Here is a 12,025-nt window from a genome sequence, read left to right as displayed (position 1 = left end):
GTGTGCAGACACGCACGCTCGCGGTGCAAGGTGCCCCCAGCTCGCGGTGCAACTCAGGCCAAGTGGGCGCTGTCGTCGTCGAGGTCGTCTCGGTTGAGGCCCATCGGTGTGGCGGCGGGCACGTCGCCGCCTGCCACGACCGCCCTGGCGATCGGAGTGAGAGTGCGGAACAACGCCTCGACTTCGGCGTCCTCGAGTGCGTCAAGAGCGCTCAGCGATAGTGCATCGGTGGTGTCCTCGATGTGTTGCTTGAGTGCGCACCCCGCATCGGTGAGTGCGCCCTGCCCGTCGAGCAGGCCGCGTTCGGCAAGCTGATGCTGAACGTCGCGCCATTGGTCGTCGTCGTAGTCGCGGCTGCGCATGATCATCTCGACCGGCACCCGGCCCGCCGCGGCGTGCAGTACGTTGCATTCCCGGCCGGATAACCCCGACGACGCCAGGACAGCCACGTGCGCGTCACCGCGCTGCTCTCGAAGCAGTGTCGTCGCGTGCCACAGTTGAGCAAGCGGCTCGGTCGGCCATGGCAGCGCCGCGTTCGCGGCGAACAGCGGCCTGCCGTCGAGCGGTGCGTGGGCCGCCGCCTTGGCGGCGAGGTCGGCGGCCGTGCGGACACCGTCGTCGGTCAGTCCGTACCGCCGCAGCGCCGCGACCGCCGAGTCTTCGCGGGCGCGTAGCGCCGAACCGGGTGGTGCGACTTCCCACGCGGCGGGCAGTGCCTTGGCAACCCGGCTGGCAGCGAAGTTGTAGAACATCGCGCACACAACTTCGGGCGCGACGACGCCCAGCGGCGCGGACCGACCCGCGAAGTAACCCATCCAGAAACCGCGGTACCCCAGACCGTCGAATGCCGCCCGGCTTTCCGGCGAGAAGTAGGTCACGGCGTGCACGGGCTCGAATCGGTCAAAGAAGCGACGCGCCAGCTGAGGTTCCCTCACAGTTAATCACTCCACACTGAAATGTCCTGGTATGGTCTCACCGAATCTACATAGATTGTAGATTCAGCAAAGGCCAGGAGGCTCGATGCATCCGTCGACTGCAGTTGTTGCTGCGGCCGCCCTGTTCTGTTGTGTGTCGTCCGGCTGCAGCGTGAACAGCGGCGGAACAAATGTACCCACCGTCTCCAGGACGGCCTTGCAGGAGGACATCGCCGAACGCCTTGCCGATGCCGGGGAGAAGCCGGATTCTGTGATCTGCAAACAGGACCTGATCGGCGAAGTGGGCACGACGGCGCATTGCGAGATCGTCGTGAATCCCACCAACAGCTTCGAGCCGATCGTCACGGTCACCGCCGTCGACGGCGCAGCGATCGACTATCAGATGGCACCCGCGGTGTCGCGGCAACAACTCGAGCAGGTGGTCTCGAGACTCATCGCAGATTCGGGAGTGCGCGACGTGAGAACGGTTCTCTGCGAGTCGGGCATGGAAGGCACCGTCGGGGCGGTCGGTCACTGTGACGTCGATGCCGGCGGCTCTCGGTCGCAGCGCACAGTCGAGGTGTCCGGCGTCAGCGGCTTGATGATGAATCTCGAGTTGGTTCCTCTCGACGCCACCAAGGTCAGCTACAACTACAAACCTACGTCCTGATCGAGGTCTGCGGAGAACTCGTCGGACACCGCCGCAGCGGCTTCATCGATGATCGCGCGCATGGCGCGTTCGGCGGCGGCTTCATCGCGGAGCCGGATCGCACGGGCGACTTCGTCATGCAACTCGATGGCGACCGGGTTCGGATTCGCAGGCATCATGTGGTGATGTGTGCGGCCGGTCAGGATCTCGGCTACCACGTCGTTGAGTGCACGAAACATTTCGTTTCCGCTGGCTTCCAGCAGTGTGCGATGAAACACCTTGTCCGCCAGTAGATATGACTCAAGGTCCCCAGACCGCCCATGAATCACCATGTCCGACACCGCGGCCGCCAGGATTCGGCATTGGTGTGGATTGGCCCGACGGGCGGCCAATGCGGCTGCGGCGGGCTCAAAGCCGCGCCGCAGCTCGGACAGTGAAACCAAAAGCGCTGCGCGGTCTTGGGATTCGAGGCGCCAGCGGATCACCAGCGGGTCGAAGACGTTCCATTGCTCGGATGGCTGGATCGTGATGCCGACCCGTCTGCGGGACGCAACCATGCCCATCGACTCGAGTACCCGGATCGCTTCGCGGGCGACGCTGCGGGAGACGCCGTGTTCGGCGCTGACGCCGTCGAGCGTAAGCACCTGACCCGCCCGGTACTGGCCCGAGGCAATGCCGGTGCCGAGCGCCGCCAGCAGATTGCGGTGTAAGGCGCCGACGTTTGATGGCGCAGCCATCTATACATCCTGTCATAGGTTAGCTGGGCGTTGCTAAGAACATATGTTTCCGTGACAGGGTTGAAATCATATGACGATTGATGCATGCTGTGTGACACCAAGCACAAAAGGGTAGGTGGAGTGGATGGGGTCACCGATCGTCGTCATGGGCGTATCCGGGTCCGGTAAATCGACGGTGGGCGCGGCGCTGGGTCAGCGGCTGCGGGTGCCGTTCGCCGACGCCGATGATTTCCATCCCCAGGCGAACGTCGAGAAGATGTCGTCGGGGCAGGCGCTAAACGACGAAGACCGCTACCCGTGGCTCGACGCGATCGGACAGTGGTTGGGCGGGCATTGCGGGGACGGCGGCGTGATGAGCTGCTCGGCGCTCAAGCGCCGGTACCGCGACCAACTGCGGCGCCACTGCCCAGACGTCATCTTCCTTCACCTCGCAGGCTCGCTGGAGGTGATCGGCAGGCGTCAGGCCAGCCGCCCCGGCCATTTCATGCCCGCGTCACTGCTGGCTTCACAGTTCGAAACGCTCGAGCCGCTCGAGGCCGACGAGCGCGGCGTCACCATCGACGTGGACCAAAACATCGACTCAATCGTCGAAACGTATCTCGCTCTATCTGCCTCGCGCGCAACCGAACAGGAGAAGAAATGACCCCGGCACTCACCGTCCTGGCGGCCGATACCGAGTTGGCCGAGCCCGTTGCAGGCGGTGTGCAGTTGGTGCTTGCCGCTCTCGCAGGCATTGCGGTCATCGTCGTGTTGATCACGGTGGCCAAGCTGCACCCGTTCCTCGCGCTGATCTTCGGCGCCCTGACCGTCGGCATCGTCGCGGGGGTGAACATCGGCGACGTTCTCGAATCGTTCGCCGACGGGTTCGGCACAACCGCCGCCGGGGTAGGGGTGTTGATCGCCCTCGGCGCAATGTTCGCCAAACTCCTCGCCGACTCAGGTGGCGCCGACGAAATCGTCGACACCATCGTCGGACACGCGTCACCGAGGGCATTGCCATGGGCGATGGCGTTGGTGGGCGCGATCATCGGACTGCCGATGTTCTTCGAGATCGGCCTGGTGCTGCTGATGCCGGTCATCTATTTGGTGGCGAGGCGTTCGCAGCTGTCACTGGTCACGGTCGGAATCCCGGCGCTGGCAGGGCTTTCCGCCATGCACGGCCTGGTCCCGCCGCACCCGGGCCCGCTGACCGCCATCGACCTGCTCGGCGCCGACCTGGGCATCACTCTCGCGCTGGGCGTAGCCGTCGCGATCCCGACAGTGATCGTGGCCGGTCCTCTGTTCGGCAAGCTCGCCGGGCGCTGGGTCGTCCTCGATGTGCCGCACCGGTTCGATCCCGACGACTTCTCCGGCAACGGCGGAGGCGGTGCCACCGCGGCCGCGGAAGGCGGTGAGGGCACCGGCGTTGGAACGCAGACCGCCACCAGAACGCAGCGGCAACGCCCGTCGTTCGGTGTGACGCTGTTCTCGGTTCTTCTTCCCGTGGCGCTGATGATGGGCAAGGCGCTCGTCGACATCTTCATCGACGACGAGAGCAACCTGCTACGGCAGACGTTCGACATCATCGGCCGGCCCTTGATGGCCTTGCTGATCGCCGTGGTGGTCGGGATGTTCACCCTTGGCCGGGGCGCCGCGATGACCCGCGATCAGATCGCCAAGTGCCTCGAGACGTCCTTGCCGCCCGTCGCGGGCATCATCTTGATCGTCGCCGCGGGCGGCGGCTTCAAGCAGGTGCTCGTCGACACCGGCATCGGCACGAAACTCGCGGAGTGGGCGACGGCAGCCAACATTTCGGTGATCCTGCTGGCCTGGGTGCTGGCGGTGCTGATCCGACTTGCCACCGGTTCGGCGACGGTGGCCACCATCACCGCCTCCTCGCTGATGCTCGGGTTGGTCGAGGGGATGAGCACCGGTCAGGTGTCGCTCATCGTGCTCGCGGTCGGCGCGGGATCGGTGTTCTTCTCCCACGTCAACGACGCCGGCTTCTGGCTGGTGAAGGAGTACTTCGGGATGAGTATCGGTCAGACGATCAAGACCTGGTCGATCATGGAGACCGTGCTGTCGGTCACCGGCCTGGTGCTGGTGCTGATACTCGGGATCTTTATCTGACGCCGATCAGCCCTTGACGACCTGGGTCCCGCCCGCCAGTTCGTCGTGCTTGCCCTGCTTCGTCGGGCTGCTGCTGATGGTCACCGCGATCACGATCATGGCGACGAAGGCGAGCAGGCCGCCGATAAACGGGATGATCGGCAATAGCGTCCATATGTTGCGGATCGCGGACTGCTGCGCCGTCGGTTTCGGGGCGCCGCCGGGTCCGTGCACCCGCAATCCGAGTACCCGCTTGCCGGGCGTCCAGCCCTGGGCGGTCTCGAATGCGACGAAGTACAAGAACATCAGCAGGCCGGTGAACAATCCGGTCACCCAGATGCTGGACAGCGTCTCGGTGAAGAAGCTCAGCAGGAAGCTGACGATGCCGACGATGATGCCGTCGATCAACCGGGCGAAGAACCGGACAAGCACCCCGCCGGGTTCGAGGTTCGCGGGAAACGGTGGTGGATAGCCCCGCGGATCACTGCCATACGGTCCTTGGGCCGGGTCGGTCGTCATGGTCGCCCAATCTACCGACCGGCTCGCGGATGCGGCGCGGGTCAGCTCCAGCGGCGGCGCTGTTTCTTCGTTTGGGTCCGTGCGGTGTCGGCCAGATCGCCTGCGCGCTCGCGGGCAGACTCGGCGCGGTCGCGGGCGGCCTCGGCACGTTCGCGGGCGGCCTCGGCGATTTCGGGTGCACGGTCGCGCGCCACCTCGGCGAGACCTGCGGCTCGTTCACGGGCCGCTTCGGCCAGTTCGGGTGCCCGCTCGCGGGCAACGTCGGCGAATTCGGCGGCCCGCCCACGCGCGGCTTCGGCCAGTTCGGGAGCGCGTTCCCTTGCGACTTCGGCGAGTTCTGCGCCCCGTTCTTTTGCGACGTGTGCGAACTCGCGGCCGCGTTCGGCGCCGATCTGCAGGCCGTGCCCAAGCTTCTCGGCGATCGCACTGTCGGCGAGCGCACCACCGGAGGCCGCGCCGACCGGCAGAGCCGAGCTGACAGCCTCGGATACCTTGCGGGCCGCGCGACGGCCGCGCCAACCGAGCGAGGGTTTGCCCTCGGTGTCGACGGCGGCGATGATCAACCCGCCAAGGAGGCTCAGGTCGGTCATGAAGGCGCGACGCTCATCGGCCTTGCGTTGCGGGTCGGCCTCGTTCCAGAACATGTGGCCGCCGACGCTGCCGGGAATGACGGTGAACGCCAGGGCCGCAGAAGCCAACCGCGGCAGTTTGCCGGTTGCGAGCAGCAGGCCGCCACCGACCTGCACTGCGGCGTTCACCCGTGCGAAGGTCTCGGCATTCGATGGCACGTTCGGGCCGATCGGATCGGGCAGCTGGCGCATGGTGTCGAGCGCCGGGCGTGCCGCGTCTGCGGCGGGCTTGGGATTCCGAAGGGCGTCCACCCCTTGCCCGATGAAAGCGACTGACAGAAGGGGGCGTGCGATTCGTCGGATCAACATGGGTCAGGTGTTCCCCAGGTCAGGGGTTGACAAACCCTAGTAGGAGCGGTCAGTTCTTCGGCGTAGCGGAAGCGGGATCAGGAACCAGAACGTGACGAATGCCGCCAGCGTGGCGCCGCCCATGATCCACGCACCGGTGCGTCCCACGACCGTGTCGAAAACGACGACACCGACGCCAACCAGGGCCAGGCCGAGCAGTACCAGACCAGAGATGGCGCAGGCATGTGAAGCAGACACGATGGCGTCCAGTCGGTGTCTCCGGAACAGCACTCGGTGCATGCCGACCGGCGCGACCAACAACACGGTCGCTCCGATTGAACACGCGACTGTGACGAGGTAGACGGTGCGCATGGGGCCGTCGAGTTGAGTGAAGCGCGCTTGGAAGGGCAGGGTCAGCAGAAATCCGGTGAGCAGCTGCACACCCGTCTGGGTGACTCTGAGTTCTTGCAGGATGCTTGACCAATTACGGTCCAGCCGTTCGGCTTCCGTCTCGTCGCGATCAGCATCCCAGCGCTCCTCCGGTTCGGGATGCGGCTTGTCCACGGCGCTCATTCTTGCAGGGGAGTCGGCGTAGATGGCGCGATCGAGGGTTTCAGCGTCGGGCGTAGCGCAGCAGCGTGATGCCGGATGGAAAGGCCTTCGGCGCCTCGGCCAACGCCAGCGTCGACATCGACACGCCGTCGGGGAACAGCCGGCGGCCACGACCCTGCACGGCGGGGTAGACGAAGAGCCGGTACTCGTCCACCACGCCCGCCGCGATCAAGGTGTGAGCGAGGCTGATGCTGCCGGTGACCACGATGTCTTTGCCCCGCTGCGTCTTCAATTCGCGTACCCGCTGCACCGGCTCGCCGGCGATCACCGTGGAATTCTTCCAATCCGGATCGGTCATCGTCGTCGAGACCACGTACTTGGCCACGTCGTCGAGGTAGGCGGTGATTCCGGTCCGGTCGTCGTGCTGGAGCGGCCAGTAACTACGGAAGTCCTCGAAGGTCTGGCGCCCCAGAAGCAGCGCGTCCGACTCGGCATCCTGGCGGTGTGTCTCGGCCAGCAGGTCGTCGTCCTGAAACTGTGGGTCGAACCAGTCGTCGAGCATCTCGATCGATCCGTCCAGCGTGATGTTCTGGGTGATCACGAGCTTTCGCATACTGTGCTGACTTCACGGCGTTGGTGAACTAATCGCCCGTTCGGGGTAGCTTCGCAAGAATGCCCCTTGTCGCCGGTGTCGACTCGTCAACGCAGTCATGCAAGGTGCTGGTGTGCGACAGCGATAGCGGTGAGATCGCGCGGTCGGGCACGGCGCCGCATCCCGACGGAACCGAGGTCGACCCCGCCGCCTGGTGGGCCGCCCTGCAGACCGCCATCGAGAACGCCGGTGGGCTCGACGACGTCGCGGCCGTCTCGGTCGGCGCCCAGCAGCACGGCATGGTGTGTCTGGACGAATCGGGCAAGGTCGTCCGGGATGCGTTGCTGTGGAACGATACTCGCTCCAGCGCCGCGGCGACCGACCTCGTAGACGAACTCGGTGGGGCGGCAGAATGGGCGAAACGTGTTGGCGTGGTGCCCGTCGCCGCGATCACGGTGAGCAAGCTGCGCTGGCTCGCCGACCACGAACCAGAACATGCAGCAGCGACTGCCGCGGTGTGCCTGCCTCACGACTGGCTGACATGGCGGCTGAGCGGTTCGACCGATGTCGGCGCGGTGCGCACCGACCGCAGTGACGCCAGCGGGACCGGGTATTTTTCGGCCGAGGCGGGCACCTACCAAGACGATCTGCTCGAGCTGGCGATGCGGGGTAGGCGACCCAGGCTGCCGACGGTGCTCGGCCCGCACGACATTTCGGGCCAGACCTCGAGCGGTGCGACGCTCGGGCCTGGTGCCGGCGACAATGCGGCTGCGGCGTTGGGTCTTGGCGCTCAACCCGGCGACTTCGTCGTCTCGCTCGGCACCTCCGGTGTGGTGAGCGCGGTCGGTCACGCCGCCCCGCATGACGCCGAGGGAATCGTGGCCGGCTTCGCGGATGCGGCAGGACGCCAGCTGCCGCTGGTCTGCACCCTCAACGGCGCTCCGGTGCTGGCCGCGGTCGCGGGGATGCTCGGCGTGGACTTTGACGAGCTGGACCGGTTGGCGTTGTCGGCGGCCTCGGGCGCCGGGGGACTCACGCTGGTGCCGTATCTGGAGGGCGAGCGGTCTCCTAACCTGCCGCACGCCGCGGGTGCGTTGCAGGGGATGACGGCGCGCAACCTCACCGCGGCCAACATCGCCCGCGCGGGTGTCGAAGGGCTGCTGTGTTCGTTGGCGTACTGCCTCGACAAGATCGCGGCCCACGGCGTCGAGGCCGAGCGCATCATCCTGGTTGGGGGCGGAGCTCGCTCCGAGGCGATACGCGTTATCGCGCCCGCGATATTCGGCAAACCGGTGCTGGTTCCGACGCCTGCGGAATACGTGGCGCTTGGCGCGGCCCGGCAGGCGGCTTGGGCGCTGTCGCAATCGGATTCACCGCCAAGTTGGTCGTTCGGCATCACCACGATGTTCACCGCCGACCCGGCGCCCGAGGTGCTCGACCAGTACCGGCTGGCGCAGCCGTTGACGCTGGGCCAAACCTGATCCGTGAACTTCGCGTGGGAGCGGCTGAACGACAGCGTTCATCGTTGCCGGCTGCCATTTCTCGACGTCACTGTCGGTCTGGTGCACGGCGCGAAGGGCACGTTGCTGATCGACACCGGCACGACATTGACAGAGGCCAACGCCATCAAGGCCGACGTGGCGGAGATTGTGGGCGATACGGTCGGCCATATTGTATTGACGCACTATCACTTTGACCACATTCTCGGCTCATCGGCATTCGCAGGCGCTGCCGTCTACTGCGCACCCGAAGTCGTGGCAACGATCGCGAATCGAACCGAACATCTGCATGCCGACGCGGTCCGCTACGGGGCCGACCCCGACGAGGTGGCGAACGCCCTCTCGGCGCTTCGGGCGCCCGAGAGTCCGGTCAGCCAAGCCGACATCGATCTCGGGGGCGTGAGCGTGGCGATCAGCCATCCCGGCCGCGGGCACACCCGTCACGATCTGATCGTCGTGGTTGAAGACGCCGAGGTGCCCGTCGTCTTCTGCGGCGATCTCGTCGAGGAGTCCGGCGATCCGGTCTTCGATCGAGACTCGGACTTGCAGGCCTGGCCGTCGACGCTGGGCCGGGTGCTTGATGTGGGCGGACCCGGCGCGCTGTTCGTTCCCGGGCATGGCGCCGTCGTCGACGCCGGCTTCGTGCAGCGCCAGCAGGAGTGGCTCCGCGACCGAGTGTGACGAATTTCGCACTGTTGCCGTGGCGTAATTCATTGCCTAAACGTCCGGGATAGGGCACCCTAACTCTCTTTAATCGCATGACTGAACGATGGGAGGTGCCCCATGGCCGATCTCGACTTCGCCTACGACTTGACGCTGGACGAGGCCCGCCGACGCACCGCAATGCTTGAGGCGATCGGTGACGACTGGGATCCGGTCGCGGTGCTCGCCGAGGAGAACGCGGCGTACGACATGCTCTACTCCGACCTCGACGAAGAGCAGCAGCGCATCTACGACGAACTGGTCAGCGCGGGTGTGCTGCCCGAGCGGGGTGGCGATCGTGTTACCGATTGATCCGACCGCGGACCGGGCCCGCCGGGCTTGGCTGGAATGTCCCCGCTGCGAGCACGGCCGGGCCTGCACCGTGTGCCAGAGCAGCGCGAACTGTGCGACGCACTGGCAGTACCTGCTGAGCAATCAAGGCACGTTGGTGCACCTTCAGTGCCCGACCTGTGCCTACCTGTGGTCGACGGATACCCGGCGACGCGCCACGCGGCAGCGCAAGGCCGCCTGACCCGTCAGGCGAACGGCCGCGGCCAGTCGGGTCTCGGTAACGGCTCGCCCGGCGCCGGGCTGAGATGATCGAGCACCACCCGCAGTGGCGGCCATGTCGATCTGCCCCGTCGCGTCGCGGCGTAGGCGGTCAGCACGACGTTAGGGTCCGATAGCGGCAGCACCGTGACGGCGGGGTGCGTCGGCCTGCCGATGGGCAGCAGCCCAACGCCATATCCGGCGACGATCAGATCCTCCACCAGGTCGAGGCTGTCGATCTGGTGGGCGATGTGCGGGGTGAATCCAGCCAGCGAAGCCAACGTGCGTACGGCGTCTTCGTCAGCGGTATTGCGGGAGTTGACGATCCACGTCTGATTCGCATATGCGCCAATGCCTGCGGATGCGTTGGTGGGCTCGACGGGCACGGCGAGCCCCCATTCGACCGACCACAGCGGGGCGGTTTCCAGGCCGGGACCGGGGGAGGCGGGGGCGAGGTTGTAGTCATAGGTCAGCGCCAGGTCGAGATCGTCGTTGCTGAGCAGCTTGAACGCTTCGATCGGCTCGTACTCGCTGATCACGAATTCGACTTTTGGGTACCGCTTGGCGAGGTCGGCGACGATTGGTAGCAGGGACACGCGGACGCCGGTGGCGAAGCCGCCGACGCGGACCGTCCCGGCGGGTTCGGCGTCGGGATCGAGGTCGACGCGGGCGCTTTCGACCGCGGCCAGAATCGTCACGGCATGGTCGGCGAGACGTTGTCCGGCTGGAGTCAGGCGAACCCGCCTGCCTGCTGGCTCGATGAGCGCAGCGCCGGTTTCCTTTGCGAGAGTGGCGATCTGCTGGGACACAGTGGACGTGGTGAGGTGGTGTACCTCGGCGACCGCGCGCATCGAACCCAGCCGGGACAGGGCCAGGAGCAGTTGAAGCCGCCGGGTGTCCATGGCTACCGCATCAGGCTTTCGGGCGAGAATCCGTCAGCGACCGCCTCGCGCGACGCGAACAGCCAGCGGCCGTCCACGGGCACCAGCACATCGCGATAGCGTCCCCAATGGTCTACGCCGATATTTGTCACCGCGAGAAAGTAGCTGCTCACCTCGACCCGGTCGCGAGTCACGACACCGAACTTGACACTCGAAACATGGTGGCGCACATGGGTCAGGGGAACCGCCGCCGTCGCGAAGCGATCCACCTGCATGCGCAGTGCCGCCACGATCGCGTCGGGTCCGACCATTGGCTCCCCGCGGCTGATCTTGAGGATGCCGTCCGGCGTGAAGCAGGCGGCGACGTCGGTGATTCTGTTGCGGTCGGTGCCCGCCGTGTAGTCGGCGAGGGTCTGCCGCACCGACTCGCGGATCGCCAGCTCCCAGATCTGCATGCCCATATCGTTCATGATCATCGAACGGTATGTCCAGGAAAATCACGTGGACGTGAACGTTCGTGCTGGCGTTCAATGCAGACATGAGCGAGAACCAGGCCCGCACCGGCGCCGTCATGGCGATGGGGTCGATGCTGTCCGTGCAGGTGGGGCTGGCGATCGCGGTAACCCTCATCGATCGGATCGGCGTCGAGGGTGCCGCCTGGCTGCGATTGGCCTGGGCCGGGCTACTGATGCTCGTCATCGTCCGGCCCCGAGCGGCCGCGTTCACCCGGTCGACCTTCCTGGCTTGCGTGGCGCTCGGGGTGGTGACGGCCTCCGTCACCATGCTGTTCATGGCGGCGTTGGGTCGAATTCCGCTTGGCACCGCGAGTGCGCTGGAATTCCTCGGGCCGTTGGGTGTCGCGGTCGTGCACGGCAAAGGCCGGGCTCGCCTGGTGTGGCCGGGCCTTGCGGGGCTCGGGGTCCTGCTGCTCACCGAGCCGTGGCAGGGGACCGTCGACCCGGTTGGGGTGCTGTTTGCGCTCGCCGCGGCGGCATGCTGGGCGTGTTACATCCTGCTGACCCAACGCGTCGGCGACGAAGTCGCCGGCATCAAGGGCCTGGCGGTTTCGATGCCGGTTGCCGGTCTGGTGGCGACGATTGTGGTCGGCCCGAACGTGTTCGGCCGTATGACGCCGGAGATCCTGCTGATCGGAATAGGTCTGGCGATCATGTTGCCGGTTGTCCCGTTCGCACTGGAGATGCTGGCGTTGCGCCGACTCACCGCGGCCGCGTTCGGGACGTTGATGTCACTCGAACCGGCGTTCGCAATGATCGTCGGTCTGCTGATCCTGGATCAGGTGCCGGGTTCGGCAGGCGTGGTCGGCATCTGCCTTGTGGTTGCCGCGGGCATCGGAGCCGCGCGGATGGGTGCTCGGTCGGCACCACCCGTGCCCGCCGAAATCGGTTGAGCTCGCTAGTCTCGGCTC

Annotated in this window: 15 protein-coding genes; 7 read left to right on the top strand and 8 right to left on the bottom strand. The window is 66.2% G+C overall.

Annotation, left to right across the window (positions count from 1 at the left end; genetic code table 11):
• Positions 1-53: 53 nt before the first annotated feature.
• Positions 54-935, bottom strand: coding sequence for an SCO6745 family protein (locus D6M19_RS13540; RefSeq protein ID WP_123025745.1), 882 nt, complete (start codon positions 933-935; stop codon positions 54-56).
• Positions 936-1,020: 85 nt separating this feature from the next.
• On the opposite strand from D6M19_RS13540, the gene D6M19_RS13535 reads away from it, so the two are divergent.
• Positions 1,021-1,584, top strand: coding sequence for a DUF4333 domain-containing protein (locus D6M19_RS13535; RefSeq protein ID WP_123025744.1), 564 nt, complete (start codon positions 1,021-1,023; stop codon positions 1,582-1,584).
• Here the strand turns inward: D6M19_RS13535 and D6M19_RS13530 are convergent.
• Complete coding sequence (locus D6M19_RS13530) at positions 1,566-2,300, bottom strand: FadR/GntR family transcriptional regulator (RefSeq protein WP_123025743.1); 735 nt, start codon at positions 2,298-2,300, stop codon at positions 1,566-1,568. The two genes, D6M19_RS13535 and D6M19_RS13530, sit on opposite strands and share 19 nt — an antisense overlap.
• A gap of 124 nt (positions 2,301-2,424) precedes the next feature.
• Between D6M19_RS13530 and D6M19_RS13525 the strand changes: the two genes are divergently transcribed.
• The gene (locus D6M19_RS13525; RefSeq protein ID WP_123025891.1) at positions 2,425-2,943 is read left to right on the top strand and encodes a gluconokinase; all 519 of its coding nucleotides are present in this window, start codon (positions 2,425-2,427) and stop codon (positions 2,941-2,943) included.
• A complete protein-coding gene (locus D6M19_RS13520) occupies positions 2,940-4,409 on the top strand; it encodes a GntP family permease (protein ID WP_123025742.1) in 1,470 nt (489 codons plus the stop codon). Before D6M19_RS13525 ends, D6M19_RS13520 begins: the two co-directional genes overlap by 4 nt.
• A 6-nt stretch (positions 4,410-4,415) precedes the next feature.
• Here D6M19_RS13520 and D6M19_RS13515 read toward each other — a convergent pair whose 3' ends face one another.
• The 4 genes from D6M19_RS13515 to D6M19_RS13500 are packed head-to-tail and all read right to left on the bottom strand — an operon-like array spanning position 4,416 to position 6,989.
• Complete coding sequence (locus D6M19_RS13515; protein ID WP_123025741.1) at positions 4,416-4,907, bottom strand: RDD family protein; 492 nt, start codon at positions 4,905-4,907, stop codon at positions 4,416-4,418.
• A gap of 41 nt (positions 4,908-4,948) precedes the next feature.
• A complete protein-coding gene (locus D6M19_RS13510) occupies positions 4,949-5,845 on the bottom strand; it encodes a DoxX family protein (protein WP_123025740.1) in 897 nt (298 codons plus the stop codon).
• Between the two features lie 36 nt (positions 5,846-5,881).
• Positions 5,882-6,388 carry a DUF6328 family protein gene (locus D6M19_RS13505; RefSeq protein ID WP_123025890.1) on the bottom strand — a complete coding sequence of 169 codons (507 nt, stop codon included), beginning with the start codon at positions 6,386-6,388 and terminating at the stop codon, positions 5,882-5,884.
• Between the two features lie 49 nt (positions 6,389-6,437).
• On the bottom strand, positions 6,438-6,989 hold the full coding sequence (locus tag D6M19_RS13500; RefSeq protein WP_123025739.1) for a dihydrofolate reductase family protein: 552 nt from the start codon (positions 6,987-6,989) through the stop codon (positions 6,438-6,440).
• Between the two features lie 59 nt (positions 6,990-7,048).
• Here D6M19_RS13500 and xylB point away from each other — a divergent pair, with 59 nt between their 5' ends.
• The 3 genes from xylB (at position 7,049) to D6M19_RS13485 (ending at position 9,481) form a co-directional block, all read left to right on the top strand.
• Positions 7,049-8,449: a xylulokinase gene (xylB, locus tag D6M19_RS13495; protein WP_123025738.1), complete on the top strand. Its 1,401-nt coding sequence runs from the start codon at positions 7,049-7,051 to the stop codon at positions 8,447-8,449.
• A 3-nt stretch (positions 8,450-8,452) separates the two neighbouring features.
• Positions 8,453-9,148 carry an MBL fold metallo-hydrolase gene (locus D6M19_RS13490; RefSeq protein ID WP_123025737.1) on the top strand — a complete coding sequence of 232 codons (696 nt, stop codon included), beginning with the start codon at positions 8,453-8,455 and terminating at the stop codon, positions 9,146-9,148.
• 102 nt (positions 9,149-9,250) lie between these two features.
• Positions 9,251-9,481 (top strand): DUF6400 family protein, encoded by a 231-nt coding sequence (locus D6M19_RS13485; RefSeq protein WP_123025736.1) that lies wholly within the window; start codon positions 9,251-9,253, stop codon positions 9,479-9,481.
• A 224-nt stretch (positions 9,482-9,705) separates the two neighbouring features.
• On the opposite strand, the gene D6M19_RS13475 is transcribed toward D6M19_RS13485, so the two are convergent.
• Positions 9,706-10,620 (bottom strand): LysR family transcriptional regulator, encoded by a 915-nt coding sequence (locus D6M19_RS13475; RefSeq protein ID WP_123025735.1) that lies wholly within the window; start codon positions 10,618-10,620, stop codon positions 9,706-9,708.
• 2 nt (positions 10,621-10,622) lie between these two features.
• Positions 10,623-11,069, bottom strand: coding sequence for a nuclear transport factor 2 family protein (locus D6M19_RS13470; protein ID WP_234834846.1), 447 nt, complete (start codon positions 11,067-11,069; stop codon positions 10,623-10,625).
• A 68-nt stretch (positions 11,070-11,137) separates the two neighbouring features.
• Between D6M19_RS13470 and D6M19_RS13465 the strand changes: the two genes are divergently transcribed.
• Positions 11,138-12,007, top strand: coding sequence for an EamA family transporter (locus D6M19_RS13465; RefSeq protein ID WP_164478477.1), 870 nt, complete (start codon positions 11,138-11,140; stop codon positions 12,005-12,007).
• Positions 12,008-12,025 lie beyond the last annotated feature (18 nt).

This window comes from Mycolicibacterium stellerae, from assembly GCF_003719305.1.
GTDB lineage: Bacteria > Actinomycetota > Actinomycetes > Mycobacteriales > Mycobacteriaceae > Mycobacterium > Mycobacterium stellerae.
The sequence above is the reverse complement of the archived record's forward strand: the minus strand, read 5'-3'. Positions and strand labels throughout refer to the sequence as shown.

Coding starts and splice junctions, on each gene's coding strand:
- D6M19_RS13535 (WP_123025744.1), top strand. CDS start 1,021: ATGCATCCGTCGACTGCAGTTGTTGCTGCGGCCGCCCTGTTCTGTTGT.
- D6M19_RS13530 (WP_123025743.1), bottom strand. CDS start 2,300: ATGGCTGCGCCATCAAACGTCGGCGCCTTACACCGCAATCTGCTGGCG.
- D6M19_RS13525 (WP_123025891.1), top strand. CDS start 2,425: ATGGGGTCACCGATCGTCGTCATGGGCGTATCCGGGTCCGGTAAATCG.
- D6M19_RS13520 (WP_123025742.1), top strand. CDS start 2,940: ATGACCCCGGCACTCACCGTCCTGGCGGCCGATACCGAGTTGGCCGAG.
- D6M19_RS13515 (WP_123025741.1), bottom strand. CDS start 4,907: ATGACGACCGACCCGGCCCAAGGACCGTATGGCAGTGATCCGCGGGGC.
- D6M19_RS13510 (WP_123025740.1), bottom strand. CDS start 5,845: ATGTTGATCCGACGAATCGCACGCCCCCTTCTGTCAGTCGCTTTCATC.
- D6M19_RS13500 (WP_123025739.1), bottom strand. CDS start 6,989: ATGCGAAAGCTCGTGATCACCCAGAACATCACGCTGGACGGATCGATC.
- xylB (WP_123025738.1), top strand. CDS start 7,049: ATGCCCCTTGTCGCCGGTGTCGACTCGTCAACGCAGTCATGCAAGGTG.
- D6M19_RS13485 (WP_123025736.1), top strand. CDS start 9,251: ATGGCCGATCTCGACTTCGCCTACGACTTGACGCTGGACGAGGCCCGC.
- D6M19_RS13475 (WP_123025735.1), bottom strand. CDS start 10,620: ATGGACACCCGGCGGCTTCAACTGCTCCTGGCCCTGTCCCGGCTGGGT.
- D6M19_RS13470 (WP_234834846.1), bottom strand. CDS start 11,069: ATGAACGATATGGGCATGCAGATCTGGGAGCTGGCGATCCGCGAGTCG.
- D6M19_RS13465 (WP_164478477.1), top strand. CDS start 11,138: ATGAGCGAGAACCAGGCCCGCACCGGCGCCGTCATGGCGATGGGGTCG.